The sequence below is a fragment of the Micrococcus terreus genome (assembly GCF_900116905.1).
Lineage (GTDB): Bacteria > Actinomycetota > Actinomycetes > Actinomycetales > Micrococcaceae > Citricoccus > Citricoccus terreus.
This window is the reverse complement of record NZ_FPCG01000003.1, coordinates 165,477-184,192: the sequence shown is the minus strand read 5'-3', so window position 1 is coordinate 184,192 and position 18,716 is coordinate 165,477. Positions and strand designations below refer to the sequence as shown.

The 18,716-nt window shown below is 70.3% G+C and carries 18 protein-coding genes; 8 read left to right on the top strand and 10 right to left on the bottom strand.

Annotated features, from left to right (window positions below; translation table 11 throughout):
• Positions 1-57: 57 nt before the first annotated feature.
• From BM355_RS05265 to BM355_RS05250, 4 genes are all read left to right on the top strand, one after another.
• Positions 58-1,764, top strand: a complete 1,707-nt coding sequence (locus tag BM355_RS05265) for an amidohydrolase (RefSeq protein ID WP_091695760.1) — start codon at positions 58-60, stop codon at positions 1,762-1,764.
• Entirely contained in the window at positions 1,754-3,340 is a 1,587-nt protein-coding gene (locus tag BM355_RS05260) for an NAD(P)/FAD-dependent oxidoreductase (RefSeq protein ID WP_091695758.1), read from the top strand. Before BM355_RS05265 ends, BM355_RS05260 begins: the two co-directional genes overlap by 11 nt.
• Positions 3,337-3,702, top strand: a complete 366-nt coding sequence (locus BM355_RS05255; RefSeq protein WP_091695757.1) for a cupin domain-containing protein — start codon at positions 3,337-3,339, stop codon at positions 3,700-3,702. Before BM355_RS05260 ends, BM355_RS05255 begins: the two co-directional genes overlap by 4 nt.
• A gap of 66 nt (positions 3,703-3,768) precedes the next feature.
• Positions 3,769-5,292, top strand: a complete 1,524-nt coding sequence (locus BM355_RS05250; RefSeq protein ID WP_091695755.1) for a gamma-aminobutyraldehyde dehydrogenase — start codon at positions 3,769-3,771, stop codon at positions 5,290-5,292.
• 22 nt (positions 5,293-5,314) lie between these two features.
• Here BM355_RS05250 and BM355_RS14560 read toward each other — a convergent pair whose 3' ends face one another.
• Both BM355_RS14560 and BM355_RS05245 read right to left on the bottom strand, forming a co-directional pair.
• Positions 5,315-5,569, bottom strand: a complete 255-nt coding sequence (locus tag BM355_RS14560) for a hypothetical protein (protein ID WP_245760616.1) — start codon at positions 5,567-5,569, stop codon at positions 5,315-5,317.
• The gene (locus BM355_RS05245; protein ID WP_245760615.1) at positions 5,551-6,552 is read right to left on the bottom strand and encodes an MFS transporter; all 1,002 of its coding nucleotides are present in this window, start codon (positions 6,550-6,552) and stop codon (positions 5,551-5,553) included. The genes BM355_RS14560 and BM355_RS05245 overlap by 19 nt, the downstream gene beginning before the upstream one ends.
• A gap of 149 nt (positions 6,553-6,701) precedes the next feature.
• Between BM355_RS05245 and BM355_RS05240 the strand changes: the two genes are divergently transcribed.
• Positions 6,702-7,739: an Lrp/AsnC family transcriptional regulator gene (locus BM355_RS05240; protein ID WP_177227845.1), complete on the top strand. Its 1,038-nt coding sequence runs from the start codon at positions 6,702-6,704 to the stop codon at positions 7,737-7,739.
• Between the two features lie 114 nt (positions 7,740-7,853).
• The gene (locus BM355_RS05235; RefSeq protein ID WP_245760614.1) at positions 7,854-8,210 is read left to right on the top strand and encodes a ribosomal maturation YjgA family protein; all 357 of its coding nucleotides are present in this window, start codon (positions 7,854-7,856) and stop codon (positions 8,208-8,210) included.
• Here BM355_RS05235 and BM355_RS05230 read toward each other — a convergent pair.
• The 3 genes from BM355_RS05230 to BM355_RS05220 are packed head-to-tail and all read right to left on the bottom strand — an operon-like array spanning position 8,192 to position 11,660.
• Positions 8,192-8,425, bottom strand: a complete 234-nt coding sequence (locus tag BM355_RS05230; RefSeq protein ID WP_091695751.1) for a hypothetical protein — start codon at positions 8,423-8,425, stop codon at positions 8,192-8,194. The genes BM355_RS05235 and BM355_RS05230 overlap by 19 nt on opposite strands.
• An 8-nt stretch (positions 8,426-8,433) precedes the next feature.
• A complete protein-coding gene (locus tag BM355_RS05225) occupies positions 8,434-8,979 on the bottom strand; it encodes a DUF6328 family protein (protein WP_091695750.1) in 546 nt (181 codons plus the stop codon).
• On the bottom strand, positions 8,967-11,660 hold the full coding sequence (locus tag BM355_RS05220; protein ID WP_091695748.1) for an ATP-dependent DNA ligase: 2,694 nt from the start codon (positions 11,658-11,660) through the stop codon (positions 8,967-8,969). The genes BM355_RS05225 and BM355_RS05220 overlap by 13 nt, the downstream gene beginning before the upstream one ends.
• 115 nt (positions 11,661-11,775) lie before the next feature.
• Between BM355_RS05220 and ku the strand changes: the two genes are divergently transcribed.
• Complete coding sequence (gene ku / locus BM355_RS05215) at positions 11,776-12,702, top strand: non-homologous end joining protein Ku (protein WP_091695746.1); 927 nt, start codon at positions 11,776-11,778, stop codon at positions 12,700-12,702.
• Complete coding sequence (locus BM355_RS05210; RefSeq protein WP_091695745.1) at positions 12,702-13,703, top strand: DNA topoisomerase IB; 1,002 nt, start codon at positions 12,702-12,704, stop codon at positions 13,701-13,703. Before ku ends, BM355_RS05210 begins: the two co-directional genes overlap by 1 nt.
• 141 nt (positions 13,704-13,844) lie before the next feature.
• On the opposite strand, the gene BM355_RS05205 is transcribed toward BM355_RS05210, so the two are convergent.
• The 5 genes from BM355_RS05205 to BM355_RS05185 form a co-directional block, all read right to left on the bottom strand.
• Positions 13,845-14,135 (bottom strand): DUF7218 family protein, encoded by a 291-nt coding sequence (locus BM355_RS05205; RefSeq protein ID WP_091695744.1) that lies wholly within the window; start codon positions 14,133-14,135, stop codon positions 13,845-13,847.
• A gap of 54 nt (positions 14,136-14,189) precedes the next feature.
• Positions 14,190-14,960, bottom strand: a complete 771-nt coding sequence (locus BM355_RS05200; RefSeq protein ID WP_091695742.1) for a LysE family translocator — start codon at positions 14,958-14,960, stop codon at positions 14,190-14,192.
• A gap of 136 nt (positions 14,961-15,096) precedes the next feature.
• Positions 15,097-16,704, bottom strand: coding sequence for a 5-oxoprolinase subunit B/C family protein (locus BM355_RS05195; RefSeq protein ID WP_091695741.1), 1,608 nt, complete (start codon positions 16,702-16,704; stop codon positions 15,097-15,099).
• On the bottom strand, positions 16,701-17,465 hold the full coding sequence (locus tag BM355_RS05190; protein WP_091695739.1) for a LamB/YcsF family protein: 765 nt from the start codon (positions 17,463-17,465) through the stop codon (positions 16,701-16,703). The genes BM355_RS05195 and BM355_RS05190 overlap by 4 nt, the downstream gene beginning before the upstream one ends.
• A gap of 163 nt (positions 17,466-17,628) precedes the next feature.
• Entirely contained in the window at positions 17,629-18,672 is a 1,044-nt protein-coding gene (locus BM355_RS05185; RefSeq protein WP_091696057.1) for an NAD(P)-dependent alcohol dehydrogenase, read from the bottom strand.
• Positions 18,673-18,716 lie beyond the last annotated feature (44 nt).

Here is an 18,716-nt window from a genome sequence, read left to right as displayed (position 1 = left end):
AGGGGTCGATAGTCAACACCGTTGACAACGCCTTGGAGGGACCGAGAGAATGAGGCCATGACCGACTCCCTGCTGCTGCACTCCGGCTACGTCTTCACCGGCACGGAGCTGCATCCCACGGCCACGGCCGTGCTGGTGCAGGACGGACAGATCGCCGCCCTGGGCACGGACGCGGAGCTTGAGGACACCTGTCCCCAGGCCGTCCGCCGCATCGACCTCCAGGGCGGCCTGATCACGCCCGGGTTCGTGGATGCACACGTGCACATGGTGATGGGCGGCATGGAGCGCAACGCCTGCGACCTCACGGCGGCCGACGGGCAGGAGGAGGTCCTGGACACCATCCGCGCCTACGTCGAGGAGCATCCAGCCACCGACCGTCCCGGTTCCGAGTGGATCGTCGGCGGCGGCTGGTACAAGGGTGACTTCCCGCCGGGCGCGGCCACCGCTGAGCTGTTGGACACCGTCACCGGGGACCGTCCCGCCTACCTTATCAACGCCGATCACCACGGTGCCTGGGTGAACACCGCGGCCCTGCAGCGGGCCGGTGTCACGGCGGACACCCCCGATCCGGCGGACGGGGTGATCGAGCATGCCCCGGACGGTTCCCCCTGCGGCATCCTGCACGAGGGCGCCATGAACCTGGTGGGCGACCTCCTGCCCGAGCACACCCCGGAGGAACTTGCAGCAGGACTGTCCGCAGGCGTGGAGTATCTGCATTCGGTCGGCGTGACCGGTTGGCAGGAGGCCATCCTGGGCGACTACGCCGGCTACTCGGACGTCTCCGCCGCCTACCGGCGGGCACGGGAGCAGGGCGTGGTGACCGAGACCGCCACGGGAGCCCTCTGGGTTCCGCGGGACATCACGGTGGAGTCCGTCCCCGCCCTGGTGGAGGACTTCGTGCGGAGGCGCGAGGAGAACGCCCGCGCCGGATTCACCAGCCGCGCGGCCAAGATCATGGTGGACGGCGTTCCGGAGAACCGCACCGCGGCCATGCTGGAGGCCTACTGCAGCTGCGAGCGCCTGACCGGGGGCTCCAGCAACGCCGGACCGGACGGACGCGGCCTGGCCTACCTGGACCATGAGGTCCTGCTGGCCGTGGGCACCGCCCTGGACGCCGCCGGCTTCGACCTGCACTTCCACGCGATCGGCGACCGCGCCGTCCGCTGGGCCCTGGACACGGTGGAGGCGGTGCACGCCGTGAATCCGGACACCACCGCTCGGCATCACATCGCCCACATCCAGATCGTCCACCCGGATGATGTGCCCCGCTTCGCCAGCACCGGCGCCGCCGCCAATCTGCAGGCACTGTGGGCGTGCAACGACGCCCAGATGCAGGACCAGACCGTCCCGCTGATCGGGCAGGAGCGCGCCGGGTGGCAGTATCCGTTCCACTCCATCCAGGCCGCCGGCGCCCGGCTCTGCATGGGCTCGGACTGGCCGGTGAGCACCCCGGATCCCTGGCAGGCCCTGCATGTGGCCGTGAACCGGACCTATCCGCCCACCCTGGACGCCGCCGTCGGGAAGAATCCGCCGCTGGAGCCGGGCGAGGCGCTGGAGCTGACCACCGCGCTGGCCGCCTACACCGCCGGCTCCGCCTGGCAGCTGCACCTGGAGGACCGCGGCCGGATCGAGCCGGGGATGGTGGCCGACCTCGCGGTGGCCGACCGCAACCCGCTGGCGCCGGACGTCGACCCTCTGGAGATCTGCCAGACCCGCACCGTCCTGACCCTGAGCAACGGAGAGGTGGTCCATGATGGCCGCTGACCAGACCGACACAGACCGAGCAGACCGCGCCGACCAGCAGACCGTCTACGAACGGGCCGAGCAGCAGGTCCCCACTGCGGTGGTGGACGCCGCCCTGGCCGGGGCTCGTGACACGTCCTACTGGCTGGACTCTCCTGACCGGCCCAGCCCCGAGCCCCCGCTCACCCAGGACACCACCACAGACCTGCTGGTGGTCGGCGGCGGCTACACGGGGCTGTGGACCGCCCTGATCGCCAAGGAGCGCGACCCTGCCCGGGACGTGCTGCTGCTGGAGGGCAACGAGGTCGGTTGGGCCGCCTCCGGACGCAACGGCGGGTTCGTCTCCACCTCCCTCACCCACGGGCGCTCCAACGGCCTGCAGCATGTCCCGGACGAGGTGGACCGGTTGGATGAGCTGGGCCGGCAGAACGTGGAGGAGATGCGCCAGACTCTCGAGCGCCACGGGATCGACTGCGACTTCGAGTGGAACGGCACCCTGACCGTGGCGATCGAGGACCACCACGTCCAGCAGCTGCGGGCCGCGCACGCCGAGGACCCGGACACCACCTACTTCGACCAGGAGCAGATCCAGGCCGAGATCGCCTCCCCGCTCTACCGCGCGGGGCTCTGGGACCACCACGAGTCCGCCCTGGTGGACCCGGCCCGCCTGGCCTGGGGCCTGAAGCGCGCGTGCCTGAAGCTGGGTGTGCGGATCCACGAGCACACCACGGTCAGCGGACTCCAGCGCACCGGCTCCGGTTCGGCCGCCCGCATGGTCGCCACCACCGGGGGCACGGTGGAGGGCATCCCCGCTCCCCCGGCCCCGCTGCCGGAGGAGACCTACGACGGCGGCCACCAGACCCCGCAGGGCGCCGCGCCGGACGCGGTGGTCACCGCGCGCCGGGTGGTGCTGGCCACCAACGTGTTCCGTTCACTGCTGCCCACCACCGGACTGTTCACGGTGCCCGTCTACGACTACGCGCTGGTGACCGAACCGCTCACCGAGGAGCAGGAACGGGCGATCGGGTGGGACCGCCGGCAGGGACTGGATGACCCCGACTCGCGGTTCCACTACTACCGGCTCACCACGGACCGGGAGACCGGCCGGCAGCGCATCCTGTTCGGCGGATACGACGCCGTCTACCACTATGGTCGGCGGGTGCTGCCCGAGTACGACCAGCGCCCGGAGACCTTCCGCCGGCTCGCCGCGCACTTTTTGGCCACGTTCCCGCAGCTGGAAGGCATCCGCTTCACCCACCAGTGGGGCGGGGCGATCGACACCTGCTCTCGGTTCTTCTCCTTCTTCGACACCGCCCACGGCGGACTGACCGCCCGGGCCGCCGGGTTCACCGGACTGGGCGTGGGAGCCAGCCGCTTCGCCGCCCAGGTGCTGCTGGATCTGGTCTCCGGGGAGAAGACGGAGCTGACCGAGCTGCAGATAGTGCGCAAGCGTCCCCTGCCCTTCCCCCCGGACCCCATCGCCTGGGCCGGGATCGAGCTGACCAAGCGGGAGATGATCCGGGCGGATCGCCAGGGTGGCAAGCAGGGGCTGTGGCTGAGGTTCACCAGCGCCCTGGGGATGGGCTTCGACTCATGACCGGGTGGAAGGCACTGGCTCCGGGCGTGCCCGTGGACCTGAGCGCCCTGCCCCTGGACCAGGACCACGAGGCCGTGCCGGATGGTCAGCTGGGGTCCCCCGGGACCACCACGGCAGCCCGTCCACTCGGCTCAGCCGCCGGACTGGACGAAGCCGGCGTGTGGGAGATGTCCGTGGGCGTGATGACGGACACCGAGGCCGATGAGCTGTTCCTGGTGGTGGCCGGCGAGGGCACCGTGGAGTTCCTGGACCCAGACCTGCCTGCGGCCGAACTCCGTCCAGGGACCCTGATGCGACTGGCCCAGGGCATGCAGACCCGGTGGACCGTGCGCAGACCGCTGCGCAAGCTCTACCTGGCCTGAGCATCGAGCGATTCCGTCCACCCCAGACCACCACTGACCCAGCCATCTATCCCGGAGGACACCACGATGACCGAGCAGACCGGATTCCAGTACATCGACGGCGAGCGCCGCACCGGACGCGGTGGAACGCTGGAGCGCCGAGACCCCGCCACCGGAGACACCGGATTCACCGTGGACCTGGCCTCGGCGGAGGACGTGGCCGAGGCGGTGGCGGCGGCACAGCGTGCGTTCGTTGGCTGGTCGCGCACCACCCCGGTGGAGCGCTCGGAGCTGATGCTCGCCTGGGCCGGTGAGCTGGAGCAGGTGGCCGAGGAGCTGGCCGCGCTGGAGTCGGCCCAGACCGGGAAGTCGCTGCGCCTGGCCACCGAGTTCGACGTCCCCGGCTCGATCGACAACGTCCGCTTCTTCGCCGGGCAGGCCCGCAGTCTGCAGGCCGTCTCTGCCGGCAGCTACATCGAAGGGACCACCTCCATGGTCCGGCGCGAGCCGATCGGCGTGGTGGGCTCGATCTCCCCGTGGAACTACCCGCTGCAGATGGCCGCCTGGAAAATCCTGCCCGCGGTGGCCGCCGGCAACACGATCGTGCTCAAGCCCTCGGAGATGACCCCGGGGACCTCGGTGATGTTCGCTGAGGCGGCCACCCGGGCCGGGATCCCGGCCGGGGTGATCAACATCGTGACCGGCACCGGCCCGGTGGCGGGTGAGGCCCTGGTGCGTCACCCCCAGGTGCGGATGACCTCCTTCACCGGGTCCACGGCCGTGGGCCGGCACATCATGGGGATCGCCGCGGAGCAGGGCAAGCGAGTGCACCTGGAGCTGGGCGGCAAGGCCCCCTTCGTGGTGTTCGACGACGCCGACCTCGAGGCCGCCGCTCGCGGTGCGGTGGCCGGCTCCCTCATCAACGGCGGTCAGGACTGCACCGCGGCCACCCGCGCCTACGTGCAGGGCGATCTCTACGAGCCGTTCGTGGCCCGTGTGGCCGAGCTGATGGCCGGTGTGCGTATGGGAGTCCCCTCCGACCCGGAGACGGACCTGGGCGCCTTGATCAGCCACGAGCACCGGGACCGGGTGCATGGCATGGTGACCCGCGCCGTGGAGGCCGGCGCCACCGTGGTGACCGGAGGGATGCTCCCCGGAGCCGACCAGGCTGGGTCCGCACCCGGACAGCCGGGTGAGGTGCCGTCGTCGGGGGCGTTCTACCCGCCCACCCTGGTGACCGGGGCCGCTCAGGACTCGGAGATCGTCCAGGACGAGGTCTTCGGTCCGGTGCTGGTGGTGCTGCCGTTCCAGACGGACGACGAGGGCATCGAGCTGGCCAATGACACCCCCTATGGTCTGGCCGCAAGCGCGTGGTCGAAGGATGTGAATCGCTGCTTCCGCGCTTCAGCGGAGATCCAGGCCGGCTGTGTGTGGCTCAACGACCACATCTCGATCACCTCGGAGATGCCGCACGGCGGGTACAAGGCCTCCGGGTTCGGCAAGGACATGAGCGTGTTCTCCCTGGAGGAGTACACCCAGGTCAAGCACGTGCTGGCGAACCACGACCCCCACCCCACCCGGTTCTGGCACGAGGCCGTGTTCCGGGGCTGAGGCGGCTGATCTGCGCCTGCGGTCAGGCGGTGAGGTCCCGGGCCCGGGTCTCGGGGAGGGTGAGGGCGACCCCCGTGGAGATCAGCAGCAACACGATCACGTACACGGAGAAGGCGGTGACCGAGTAGGTGATGCTGATCCAGTTCTGCAGGTACGGGGCTGTCCCGCCGAATACCGCCACCGCCACCGCATAGGGCAGGACGAGCATGACGGCGGCAGGCAGGAACAGGGACAGGAAGCTGGAGCCCACCAGGGCGTTCATCGGCAGGAACAGCACAGCCGGGGCGAGATTGCCGATCGCCAGGACCGGGCGGCGGCCGACCCGATCAGACAGGGCCCCCAGAGCGGCAGGGTGAAGATCAGGATCAGGTTCGAGACCAGGCTGGCCTGCAGGGCGGTTCCCTGACTCATCCCGTGCACCACCACCGCCTGCTGGATGGCCGAGACCGACCAGACGTAGAAGCAGACCGTTCCGCCCACCACGAGGCCGACCACCTGCACTGACTCACGCCAGTGCCCGGCGAGCATCGGACGCAGGGCGGACGGACGGCGGCCGGCGCTTCTCCTGGTCCTCCGTTCGTCCTGGTAGTGGGGCGACTCTGCCAGCAGGACCCGGCTGATCAGGGCCCAGACGCCCAACACGGCACCCGCGAGGAAGGGGATGCGCCAGTCCCACGCGGACATGTCCTGGTCGCTGAGCATCAGGTCCAGGATCACTCCCATCAGCACGCCTGCCAGGACGCCGGAGGTGCCGGAGACGTAGATCAGCGAGGCCCACCGACCGCGGCGCTCCCGCGGGGCCATCTCTGCCAGGTAGGTCTGAGCGGTGGGCATCTCCCCGCCATGCGCCAGCCCCTGCAGCACGCGGGCCAGCAGCAGGAGCACCGGCGCCCCCACACCGGCCGCCGCATAGGAGGGGACCAGGGCGATCATCAGCGACCCGAGGGAGGCCAACCCCACGGTGAGGAGCATCGAGGTGCGGCGGCCGCGGCGATCGGCCAGCCAGCCGAACACCAGTCCTCCCAGCGGCCTGACCACGAGCCCCACGGCGAAGACGGCCATGGCCCCCAGGATGGCCGCCACCGGATCGTGCGGAGCGAAGATCTCCGTGGCGAAGTAGATCGAGAACGTGGCGTAGATGCCCCAGTCGTACCACTCCAGGGCATTGCCCACCCCCGTGGTGACCAGCGTGCGGTGTGTGGACGGCGGAACCTCGGCAGCGCGCGAGGACGTCGGCTCCTCCAGCGATGCTGTGTCCATCGTTGCCGTCTTGCGCATTCCGGTCGTGACAAGCAGTGATGCACTCTCCACTATGGCCGAAGACGGCAGTGCGTGTCTGCACTGCCGCCACCGTCACAGTGCGGTCACTATGCTCATCAACGAACATCGATCGTCTCGAAGGAGTCTCCATGCCCGATCCGGCCGCCCACCTGCCGGAGCTGAGCCCTCTGGACCTCTCCTTGATCAACCTCCTCCAGTTCGCACCGCGCATCACCTGGGGAGAGGCCGGCGAGATCCTGGGCACGCACCCCACCACGCTGGCCGTGCGCTGGGACCGGCTGCGCGAGTCCGGCGCGGCCTGGATGACCGCCCAGATCCAGATCGAGCCCGGTCCGGCGGGACTGGCGTTCATCGAGCTGGAGAGCCGATCGGATCTGATCCCGGAGACCCTGGCGGCCCTGGTGGCCATGCCCGAGGTGGTCTCGGTGGAGTCCTTCTCCGGTGAGCGCAATCTGGGCCTGACGGTGACGGCCTGCAACCTGGCGGAGCTCAGCACCCTGGCGGAGGAGAAGATCTCACGAGTCCCGGGGGTGAAGGGCCTGCGCGTGCTGCTCGCCTCGCAGCTGCACGCCACCGGGGACAGCTGGCGTCTGAAGGTGCTCTCTCCCGAGCAGGTCGAACGGGCTCAGGCCGCCGCCGCTGCCGAGGCCAAGTCCCTTCCGCGCCGGTCCTCGCTGACCGAGGAGCACTGGGCGGTGGCCCAGGTGCTGATGCGTGACGGCCGCGCCTCGGCCGCGGAGATAGCCCGCTCCACGGGACTGCACCCGGCCACGGCCCGCCGTCACCTGCAGAAGGTGCTGGCCAGCGGGGCGATCCGTCTGCGGTGCGACCTGGCCCAATCACTCTCCGGGCATCCCCTGACCGTGCAGTGGTTCACCCGGCTCAGCGCCGCCGATCACGCCGCAGCGGCGGCCCGGCTCTCCGAGGACTCCCGCACCCGAGTGGTCGCCTCGATCACCGGTGACGCCAACTTCCTGGTGGTGATGTGGCTCAAGAACGTCGCCGAGATCATGGAGGCCGAGCAGTTCATCCAGTCCTGCGCGCCGGAGATCTCCATCCAGCAGTCCGTGGTCTCGCTCCGTCCGGTCAAGCGCATGGGATGGGTCCTGGACCAGCAGGGACTGAACAGCGGCGAGTTCGTCCTGCCGCAGCTGCCGCTGGACTGAGTCCGACACCTCGTGAGGACACCAGGGGTTCCCGACGACGGCCCGTCACCTTCTCAGCGCCCCGCGCCATCGCGTGGGGTGGGCAGACGGGTCGGGCTGGCCTTGGCCGCAGTGGTGACGATCGCACTGGGGCTGGGCATCCGCACGCTCGTGGATGCCGCGTGGGCGGGGCCGGCCGGGGATGTGCTGTATGCCGTGATGGTCTACCTGGCCGTGGCGTTCCTGCTGCCCAGACGGCCGCGGTGGGTGGCCGTCGTCGTGGCATTCTGCCTGTGCGCGGCCATCGAGCTGTTCCAGGCCACCGGGATCCCCGCCGAACTGGCCCAGCAGTGGCCGCTCGTCCGCCTGGTCCTGGGCACCACGTTCGTGCCTGTTGACCTGCTGGCCTACGCCGCCGGAGTGGTGCTGGCGGCGCTGGCGGACGCGGTGCTCAGCCGAACCCGGCCGGCTGGTCAGCCGCCGAGGAGCTGACGCAGCTCGGTGGGAGGCTCAGTGCCCTGTTCGCGGTAGCCGTCCATCAGCCGGCGGGCCCGTTCCTGGCGCAGTTGGCTGCGGGGGTCCAGTGTGCCCTGGCGGTCGGCGGAGCCGTAGATGGACGTGGCGATGTAGGACAGCCGCCACCCGATCCGGTATCCGAGCCCGAGTCCGGTCCGGTCGCTGGTCACGCTGTACGCCTTCTGACTCATCTCACTCCTCACTCCTGCACCGGAACGCTGCTGCGCGGGGGCAGCAGGGTCATCACCGCGATGATCACCACGGCCGTGGCGCCGGCCACGATCCACCCGATCACGTCCGGCAGCACCAGGTGGGTGATGAAGGCGATGCAGCCGATCAGCAACAACGCCAGTCCGGCCAGGCAGATCTTCACGAACAGGTTGCCCCAGGCCACCGTCTGGTTCTTGATCTGCCGCCCGAAGTAGCGCCGGTGAGCCACCACAGGCATCAGCATCAGCACCGTGAGCAGCACGGCGCTGATCAGCAGGGCCACATACCAGCCCTCCAGTCCGCCCACCAGCTCCTCGAACCGGGACTGGAACGGCAGGATGATCAGGAACGCGGTGACGATCTGTGTGCCGGTCTGCATCACGCGCAGCTCCTGCAGCAGGTCGCCCCAGTTGCGGTCCAGCTTCTCGAACGCGGTCTCGTTCCGCCGGGCCTCCGGATGCCCTTGGACCGTCTCGATCACGCCGGTGTCCGGCACGTCGGCCTCGCCGGCCAGGACCTTCTTCAGTTCTCCCACGTCACGTCCTCCACGCTCAGGTCCGGGCGCCAGCCGCGCCAGACCGCCTGCCGCAATCGTCCCTCACGAGTGCGCCCGGCCAGGGACACCTCGCCGACCAGCTGCGGTCTGACCCACCAGGCATCGGCATTGTCCTCCACCGGGGCATCCTCCACGGGCGGGGTCTTCCGTTCCAGCCTCCGCAGCTCCTTCTCGATCTGCTTCAGCTGCGCGGCACTGAATCCGGTGCCCACGCGACCGGCGTACCGCAGCTCACCGTCGTCCCCGGGAACGGCGGTGAGCAGGGACCCGATCCCGCCGGCCCGCCCGCCCTTGCCTTCCCGCGCCCCGATCACCACCACGGACTGGTGCGCCTGGGTCTTGAGCTTCACCCACGCGCTCCCCCGCCGCCCGGGCAGGTAGACGGCGTCCATCCGCTTGGCCACCACACCTTCCAGCCCCAGCTCGCGGCTGGCCCGCTCCGCATGGGCGAGGGTCCCGGTGTGGGCCGGCGGCACGGCCACGGTCCCGTCTCCAGCCCCGTCCTCCACCGCCTTCCCGACGACGTCACGCAGGATCTCCCGACGCTCGCCGTAGGGGGTGCGCAGCAGGGATCGGCGGGCACCGTCCGTGGCACCGGGAGGTCCCAGGTGCAGGATGTCGAAGACCATGTAGCGCAGCTCGGTCTCCTCGCGGAGGCGGTCGAGTTCGGCCTTCTCGGCGGCAGTGCGTCGGGCGCGGGACGGGGTGCGGCCTCCCGGCCCGTTGCGAAAGCTGTCCCCGAGGACGGCCTGCAGCAGTCCGAAGTCCGGCCGGCCCTGCTCGTCCAACGCCACCAGCTCCCCGTCCAGCACGGCTCCGCCCAGTTCGCGCGCCTCCCCGGTCAACACCTCGGCCAGCCCGCCGGGGCCGGTGAGTGACGGGAGGCGGTCGGTGAGGTCCTGGCCGTTGCGGCTGGAGAGCACCACGGTGCCATCCGAGTCCGGGCCCAGGCCGATCCCGGCGATCACCCGGTAACCGTCCCACTTCATCTCGAACGCCCAGTCCTCACCGTCGCGCACGGCGTGCTGGACCTGCGCGGGTGTCCCTGCGGTGGTGAGCATGGGTGCGGGGAGGTCGTCCACGGTGAACACGGCGGGGGTCTTCGCTGCCGACGTGTCCTTCCGCTGCTTCTGCTTCCCCCGCGTCCGCTGGGAGGTTTCCTGGGGCACCGGTGGCGAGGGGCCGTCGTCGGGCTCTGGCTGGTCCTTCATCAGGTGGAGCAGCCAGTTCTTCTCTCCGCCCATCCCGGGGGCGTTGATCAGCGCGTAGCGACGCGGGACGCCGCCCAGGCCACCGTCCGGACGGCCGTGCAGGACGCCGATGACCTCCTTGCCCTCGCGCCACTTCTCCCGCTCGTAGACCCCGGAGTCCCAGACGGTGACCTCGCCGGCACCGTACTCGCCCTTCGCGATGGTGCCCTCGAACGTGCCGTACTCCAGGGGGTGGTCCTCGGTCATCACCGCCAGGCGGTTGGTGTCCGGGTCCAGCGGTGGGCCTTTGGGAACTGCCCAGGAGACGAGCACGCCGGAGTGCTCCAGGCGGAAGTCCCAGTGCAGCCGCCGGGCGTGATGCTCCTGGATGACGAAGGTGGGCAGCTCCCCCTCGGCGTATTCGCGGGGTGCGGGCGGATCGGCGGGGACGGGCTCGGCGGTCTTGGCCGGGTCGCGCATGGAGCGGTAGGTGGCCAGGCGGTCCAAGGTCTGGGCGGGGACGGCGTCCGGGGCGTCTGCGTCAGAGTCGGCGTCCGCATCATCGTCCGGCGACCAGCCCAGCGGGGCGATGGGGTCCAGTCCGTCGGCCACCCGATCGAGCACCTGGTCCAGCTCCAGCTGGGTCAGGTCCGGGTCCTCCAGCTCCTCCCAGGTGCGCGGGGCGGCCACCCAGGGGCGGGATCGGCCGCGCAGGGAATAGGGGCTGACGGTGGTCTTGGCGCCGTTGTTCTGGCTCCAATCCAGGAACACCTTGCCGGCGCGGTCGGCCTTCTTCATGCTGGAGATGACCAGGTCCGGGTGGTCGGTCTCCAGGGCGCGGGCCAGTTCGTGGGCGACCTTCGAGATCGCCTCCGCGTTGTGCTTCCCGTCCAGGGCGGCATAGAGGTGGATGCCCTTGGAGCCGGAGGTCACCGGGAAGGACTCCATGCCCATCCCGTCCAGCACCTCCCGGCACCATCGGGCCACCTCGGCGCACTCAGCCAGGCCCACCCCCTCCCCGGGGTCCAGGTCCAGCACCAGCCGATCCGGGTTGCGGGGCTGTCCGTTGCGGCCGAACCGCCACTGCGGGGTGTGCAGCTCCAGGGCGGCCACCTGGGCGAACCAGGCCAGCACGGCAGGCTCCTGGGCCAGCGGGTACGTGTTGGTGCGCTCGGAGTGCTGAATCCGCCCGGTGGAGATCCAGTCCGGCGCGGAGTCCTCCAGGTCCTTGCGGAAGAACACCTCCCCGGGCCGGTCCTCGGTCCCCACGCCGTCCACCCACCGCTTCCGGGTGACCGGCCGCCGTGCGACCTGCGGGATCAGCACCTCGGCCACGGCCAGGAAGTAGTGCATGACATCGGCCTTGGTGGTCCCCGTCTCCGGGTAGAGCACCTTGTCCAGGCTGGACACGGACAGCGTGCGCTCCCCCACCTGGAACCGCTGCCTACCGGACCTGTCTGCGCGCGCCATGCTCGGAACACTAGCCCCGCACGCCTGCGTGGTCAGCCCCGTCTGCGGTGCGCGTCCCCACACCGTCCGCCCCAGCCTCTCCCACCGCTGGCTCCCGGGGCCTAGGCTGAGCGCCATGCGCGCAGTGTGGTCAGGATCCATCTCCTTCGGTCTCGTCAACGTCCCCGTGAAGGCCTACAGCGCCGTGGAGGACCATGACATCCACTTCCATCAGGTCCACAACGCCGACGGAGGCCGGATCCGGTATGAGCGACGCTGCGAGGTGTGCAACAAGAAGGTCGAGTACGAGGACATCGACAAGGCCTTCGAAGAGGACGGGGACACGGTCGTGATGACCGACGAGGACTTCGAGGCCCTCCCCGAGTCCGACAACGATGAGATCGAGGTGGTCCAGTTCGTCCCCTCGGAGCAGGTGGACCCGATCATGCTCGAGCGCAGCTACTACCTGGAGCCCGAGGGCAAGTCCCCCAAGTCCTACCTGCTGCTGCGTCAGACCCTGCAGGACACCGACCGCACCGCGATCGTCACCTTCGCCCTGCGCCAGAAGACCCGACTGGGAGCCCTGCGGGTGTGCGGCAAGGTCCTGCTGCTGCAGGCCATGCTCTGGCCGGACGAGGTGCGGGACGTGGACTTCCCCGGGACCAAGTCCCGCGCGAAGATCGGCGAGAAGGAGCTCAAGCTCTCGGCCGCGCTGGTGGAGCAGTACGCCTCGGACTTCACCCCGGAGGCGTTCGAGGACGAGTACCAGGTGGAGCTGCGCAAGCTGATCGACGCCAAGCTCGAGGCCGGCGACACTCTGGACACCGCCGCCACCTTCGGCGAGACCGTCGACGCCAAGGACGGCTCCGGCGACGGGGACGGCGAGGACGCCGATGTCATCGACCTGATGGAGGCGCTCAAGGCCTCCCTGGACCGCAAGCGCGGGAAGAGCGAGAAGTCCAGCGAGAAGACCGAGGTGGGGGCGTCGTCGGGAACCAAGAAGCCGGCGGCCAAGAAGTCCGGAACCTCCGCCAAGAAGCCCGCCAAGAAGAAGAGTGCCTGATGCCCCGCAGCGTGGGCCTGGTCTCGGTCACCCCCGGTGAGGGCGGGTACACGCGGCGCCGCGCGGGGAAGGGCTTCACGTACAAGGGCGCGAACGGGCGGCGCATCACCGACGAAAAGATCCTGGAGCGGATCCGTGCGCTGGTGATCCCGCCGGCCTGGAGTGATGTGTGGATCGCGCGGGAGGAGAAGGCGCACATCCAGGCCACCGGCGTGGACGAGGCCGGGCGCACCCAGTACCTCTACCACCCCGACTGGCGGCGCAAGCAGGATGAGGCCAAGTTCGAGAAGTCGCTGGCGTTCGCCGCCACCCTGCCCGCGCTGCGTAGTGCCGTGACCAAGGACCTCAAGGCCCCCACCGGCAAGCGAAAGCACGACGACGGCCCTCGCCGGCGCGCGCTGGCGGCGGCGGTCCGGTTGATGGACAAGGGCTCCCTGCGCGTGGGCGGATCCGAGCAGAAGGGGCAGCTGGAGGCGTTCGGGGCCTCCACCCTGCAGCGGCGCCACGTGGAGGTGGACGCCCCGCACGTGCATCTGAGCTTCCGAGGCAAGTCGGCCAGCGAATGGGACCTGGTGCTCAAGGACGCGGCCCTGGCGCAGTTCTTCTCCGAGGCGCCCCAGACCCCGCGCACGGCCCCGGCAGTCTGCTACCCGGTGCAGAACGGACGGCGGCGGGAGTGGAAGGGCGTCTCCGCGCAGGACATCAACGACTACCTCACCGAGATCGCCGGGCTGGAGTTCACCGCCAAGGACTTCCGCACCTGGCAGGGCACCCTGGCCGCCGCCCGGTCACTGGCCCGCGCCCACCAGAGCGGGAGTTCCTCGCCCGAGGCCGTGAAAGTGGCGATGGAGGCCGCCGCCGAGCTGCTGCACAACACCCCCACGGTGGCGCGGGAGGCGTACGTCAACCCGCGCGTGATCGACCTGTTCGAACAGGGCAAGGTGGTGGAGCTGCGCGGGCAGCCGGACCAGGCACTGCTGAAGCTGCTCGGCGGGGACTGAGCGGGTTCGGGCGTTCGCGACCGTTCCCCGTTCCCCGTCCCACCCCACACACACGCCGAGCCAGAAGCAGTGGTGACCATCAGGGCCGATGCTCACCACTGCTTCTGGCTCGGCGTTGAACCGGAGTGCGCCGCCAGGGCGTCAGTGGTTGCGCAGCTTCTCGATCAGCTCGTCCTTCGTCAGATCGGAGTAGCCGGTCAGGTCCAGCTCCTTGGCCCGGTCCTTCAACTCCTCGACCGTCCAGTCCTCATAGGACTCGGACTCACCCCCGCGTTCGCCGACCTTCGTGCGCCCGTCGCGCGCGGCGGCATTGGCGATCCGGGCCGCCTTCTCCTTGCTCGCACCGTCTTTGCGCACCGCCTCGTAGACCTCCGGGTCCTTGATCTGCGGGGCGTCGGAGTCCTTGCTCGATGAGCTCTTCTTCTCAGCCATGGGGTCAGTCTTCTCGCGCGCCGGCGGGCCTGGCAAGGGGTCGGGGCGGAGGGGTCAGTCGACCAGGCTCAGCACGCCGTTGATCAGGAACCCAGCCCCGATCAGCACGAACGCCCACGAGGTCAGCTGCTCGATCATGCTCCAGTGCCGCCCCAGCCAGCGTTCGGCCGCGGCACTGGTCACCAACAGGGCGAACCCGCAGAACCAGGCCACCCCGATCACCATCAGCACGCCCAGCAGCAGCGCGACCTCACCGAGCGGCCAGCCCGCACTCATGAACGGGGCGAACAGGGCGGTGAAGAAGATCAGCGCCTTGGGGTTGGCCAGGTTCGTGGCGACTCCGGTGGCGTAGGCGGCCCCGAGGCCTGCTCCGCTCCCGGTCAGAACACCCACTCGGTGTCTGTCAGCATCTCTGCGACTCGTCATCACGGTGTCCGGTCTGACGGGTCGCAGCAGGTCTGACGGGCCGCTGCCCCCGCCGGAGGCGGCCTGCGCAGCTGACGTCCGCATCGCCCCGCGCAGCCCGGACACGCCCATCCACACCAGGAACGCCCCGCCCAAGATCTTCAGGACGGGCAGCGCCGCCGGGAACAGTGCCACCACGGCTCCCAGGCCCAAGGCGGCACCGGTCATCCACAGCAGGTTGCCGGTCATGATCCCCAGCGCGGCGGCCAGTCCGCGAGCGCGTGCGGCCGCTCCAGCATCCTCGCTCCCGCCACCGTTCCGCACGGAGGTCAGCCGCAGGATCATCAGCAGGTCCGGCCCCGGGGAGGCGATCGCCACGATCCAGGCGGCCACGATCGGCAGCACCGCTGTGAGCGTCATGGTCCTCCTCCCGGGGCATCGATGATGGGTGCTCGCCCATGATGCCACCGTCGCAGGGGTGTCCGCGCACTCGTCCCCTGCGTTGAGTCAGAAGCAGTGGCGGGCATCAGGGGTCATGGTCGCCACTGGTTCTGGATCAACGATGGGGGGTGAACCGCACGCGCGCACCGGGCGGCAGCTGCGCGGCCAACGGCAGGTCCTCCGGCACCACCACCGCGATCACGGGGTAGCCGCCGGTCACCGGATGGTCGGCCAGGAACAGCACCGGCTCCCCGGACGGAGGCACCTGCAACGCCCCGAGCACCATTCCCTCGCTGGCCAGCTCGCCGCCCCGCGAGCGCTCCAGCACCGTCCCGCCCTCCACCGGGATCAGCCGCACGCCCACCCTGTTCGAGGCACTGGACACCTCCCATTCCTGCCCCACGAACGCCTCCCGGCTCCGTTCCGTGAACCAGTCCTCCCGCGGCCCCAGCACCACGCGCAGCTCCGTGATCTCCCCGGCCGCCGGCAGGTCCGGCATCGGCTCGGGATGCCCGACGGCGGCTCCCTCACCGAGGGTGCCCACCGGCAGGCGGGTGCCCCGCATCAGGGGTGACGGGCCGATGCCGGAGAGCACGTCCGTGGACCGGGAGCCGAGCACGGGCGCAGCCTCCACTCCCCCGCGCACGGCGAGGTACGTGCGCAGCCCGGCAGCGGGCACCTCCAGCACCAGGCGCTGCCCGTCGGCCAGGACGAACGGCTCACCGTGCGGGGCCCACTGGTCCGGCGACTCCTCCGCTGAGACCACGGCGGCGGCAGCGGGCGCACCGGTCAGCGCCACGATCTGCTCCCCCACCGCCTGCACCTGTAGTCCGCCCAGCGTGCACTCGATCAGCGCCGCACCGGAGGGGTTGCCCACCAGGCGGTTGGCCAGCGCGGCCGAGCGGGAGTCTGCCGCACCGGAGGCCCCCACGCCCAGGTCGGCCAGGCCGGGCCGCCCGCGGTCCTGGACCAGCGACTGCAGCCCCGGGTCCTCGACCACCAGCGCTGCTGCAACCGACGCACCTGCTGAGGTGGCCGTCGTCGGGACGTGGGGGGTCTGAGGCGGGGAGCTGATCTCCACACGCTCGCGGATGGCCGTGTACCGCACGAGATCGCCGGGACGGATGAGGGCGGGCGGGTCGCGGTGCAGGTCCCAGAGCACGGCATCCGTGTGTCCGATCAGCTGCCATCCGCCAGGCGAACGGCTGGGGTAGACCGCGGAGAAGCCGCCGGCCACGGCCACGGACCCGGCGGGCACGGCGGTGCGCGGGCTGGACCGGCGGGGCACGTCGATCCCGTCCCACGGGCTGCCCGGCTCCGGCGTCAGGTAGGCGAACCCGGGTGCGAAGCCGCCGAACGCCGCACGCCAGATGGTGCCACTGTGGGCGGCGATCAGCTCCTCGCCGCTGCGGCCGGTCAGGTGGGTCAGCTCGGCGAGGTCCTCACCGTCGTAGACCACCGGAATCTCCACGGCACGGGCGTCCTGGTCGCGGGCGGCGTCCGGGGTCAGCTCGCGCAGCGTCCCGACGGCGGCCCTGGCACGTTCTACGGACTCGAAGGTGACCAGCACGGTCCCCGCGGCGCCGGTGGCCTCGAGCTGACCGCGCCGGGGGTGGGCCGCGAGATGGGCGTGCAGGGCGAGGACGTCGGGCAGGCCTGCGCACTCGACGAGCAGGGCGCGGGTTCCCGCCCAGCGGACGCTACGCGGCTCGGGCCCACTCACGGGACGAACGAGCGGACGGCCACCCCGGCGTCCTCCAGCCCGGATCTCACCGCTTCCGCCAGGGACACGGCTCCAGGGGTGTCCCCGTGCAGGCAGATGCTCTCGGCCTCCACGCGGACCTCGGACCCGTCCACCGCGGTCAGCGTCCCCCCGGACACCCAGCGGACCATGCGCCGCACCACCTCGGACTCGTCCTGCAGGAGCGCTCCGGGATCACGCCGAGGGACCAGGGTGCCCTCCGGGGTGTAGCCGCGATCGGCGAAGACCTCGCCCACCGCTCGCAGCCCGGCGGACCGGGCACGCTCGGCGGCCACCGAGCCGGGCAGCACCAGCAGGGGCAGGTCCCCGCCGAAGGCCTTGACCCCGTCCACCACGGTCTGAGCCTGTGCCTCATGGTGGACGATCGCGTTGTACAGGGCACCGTGCGGCTTGACGTAGGAGACCTGTCCTCCGGCGGCCCGGGCCAGGGCGTCCAGGGCGCCGATCTGATAGAGCACCTCATCGGCCAGCTCGACCGGGTCCACGTCCAGGAACCGCCGCCCGAACCCGGCCAGGTCCCGGTATCCCACATGCGCCCCGATGCCCACCCCGGCGGTCACGGCTTCCCGGCAGGTTCGGGCCATTCCGTGGGGGTCACCGGCGTGGAACCCGCAGGCGATGTTCGCACTCGAGATGGAGCGCATCACGGCGGCATCATCGCCCAGGGTCCACGTGCCGAAGGACTCACCCAGGTCCGCGTTCAGGTCGATCTGCTGGGCCATGTGCTCCTCCTGGGCGCTGTGACGACGCCTCTGAGCGTAGTCTGCGGTGCCAAGCCTCACTGATGTGCGTCATGCCTGAGATAACAGTGACTGAGGCCCGCGCCCGCCTGTGGGAGGTGAGCGGCCGTCGTCGGGCCCCTCACCTCCCTCACCTCAGCCTGCCTCAGGAATGAGGGACGACGACGGCCCGGCCGGAGATCTTCCCGTCCACCAGTGCCTGGTAGGCCTCCAGGGCCTGGTCCATGGTGTAACGGGTGACCTGCGGGACGATCTGGCCGTTGCGGTACATCTGAGCGACCTCGTGCAGCTCCTCGATGGTGCCCCAGTAAGTGCTGGTCAGCTCCACCTCGTAGGGGGCGGTGTAGAAGGACCAGGAGTGCGGCTGACCGGCGATGCCCACCACGGTCAGGCGACCCTGCATGGCCATCGCGCCCATGGCGGCACCGATGGTGGGGGTGACGCCCACGAAGTCGAAGGCGGCGTCCACGCCACGGCCCCCGGTGATCTCACGGATCTTGGCCACCTGGTCCTCGCCTCCGGGGACGGTGATGGCACCGAGCTTCTCGGCCTCGGCCATCGCCTCCTCCTTCATGTCGGTGGCGATGATGGTGGCGCCGGTGAGGGCTTTGAGGATCTGGACCGCGATCAGACCCAGACCGCCCAGGCCGATCACCAGGGCGAACTTCCCGCCGCCGTCCAGGTGTCCGAGAGAGAGCTTGATGGCGTGGTACGGGGTCAGCGCAGCGTCCGAGAGCGGAGCGGCGTTGATGGGGTCGGCCTCGCCCAGGGGCACCAGGTTGCGCGCGGGCACGGTCATGTACTCGGCCATGCCGCCGTCCCGGCCCAGGCCCGTGGCCAGATAGGGGTTGGTGGCGGCGTTCTCGCAGTAGGTGTCCTGACCGCGCGAGCAGGCCTTGCAGCGGCCACAGCCGATCGGACCGTAGACCAGGTAGGCATCACCCTTCTCGAACCCGGTGACGCCCTCGCCGACCTCCTCGACCCAGCCGGAGTTCTCATGGCCGAGGGTGAACTCGGGCTTCAGGCCGGCGGGGTTGTTCTCGTCGAAGTCCTCGAAGATGGCCACATCCGAGTGGCAGGCACCGGCGCCGGCGACCTTGAGCAGGACCTCGCCGGGTCCGGGGGTGGGCTTCTCCACGTCCTTCAGGGAGGGGAAGGTCTTGAAGTTCTCGAAGACGACAGCGCGCATGGTCTCGGTCATGATCAGCTCCTTGCGAGGGGATGACTGTGCCC

Coding starts and splice junctions, on each gene's coding strand:
- BM355_RS05265 (WP_091695760.1), top strand. CDS start 58: ATGACCGACTCCCTGCTGCTGCACTCCGGCTACGTCTTCACCGGCACG.
- BM355_RS05260 (WP_091695758.1), top strand. CDS start 1,754: ATGGCCGCTGACCAGACCGACACAGACCGAGCAGACCGCGCCGACCAG.
- BM355_RS05255 (WP_091695757.1), top strand. CDS start 3,337: ATGACCGGGTGGAAGGCACTGGCTCCGGGCGTGCCCGTGGACCTGAGC.
- BM355_RS05250 (WP_091695755.1), top strand. CDS start 3,769: ATGACCGAGCAGACCGGATTCCAGTACATCGACGGCGAGCGCCGCACC.
- BM355_RS05245 (WP_245760615.1), bottom strand. CDS start 6,552: ATGGACACAGCATCGCTGGAGGAGCCGACGTCCTCGCGCGCTGCCGAG.
- BM355_RS05240 (WP_177227845.1), top strand. CDS start 6,702: ATGCCCGATCCGGCCGCCCACCTGCCGGAGCTGAGCCCTCTGGACCTC.
- BM355_RS05230 (WP_091695751.1), bottom strand. CDS start 8,425: ATGAGTCAGAAGGCGTACAGCGTGACCAGCGACCGGACCGGACTCGGG.
- BM355_RS05220 (WP_091695748.1), bottom strand. CDS start 11,660: ATGGCGCGCGCAGACAGGTCCGGTAGGCAGCGGTTCCAGGTGGGGGAG.
- ku (WP_091695746.1), top strand. CDS start 11,776: ATGCGCGCAGTGTGGTCAGGATCCATCTCCTTCGGTCTCGTCAACGTC.
- BM355_RS05210 (WP_091695745.1), top strand. CDS start 12,702: ATGCCCCGCAGCGTGGGCCTGGTCTCGGTCACCCCCGGTGAGGGCGGG.
- BM355_RS05205 (WP_091695744.1), bottom strand. CDS start 14,135: ATGGCTGAGAAGAAGAGCTCATCGAGCAAGGACTCCGACGCCCCGCAG.
- BM355_RS05200 (WP_091695742.1), bottom strand. CDS start 14,960: ATGACGCTCACAGCGGTGCTGCCGATCGTGGCCGCCTGGATCGTGGCG.
- BM355_RS05190 (WP_091695739.1), bottom strand. CDS start 17,465: ATGGCCCAGCAGATCGACCTGAACGCGGACCTGGGTGAGTCCTTCGGC.
- BM355_RS05185 (WP_091696057.1), bottom strand. CDS start 18,672: ATGCGCGCTGTCGTCTTCGAGAACTTCAAGACCTTCCCCTCCCTGAAG.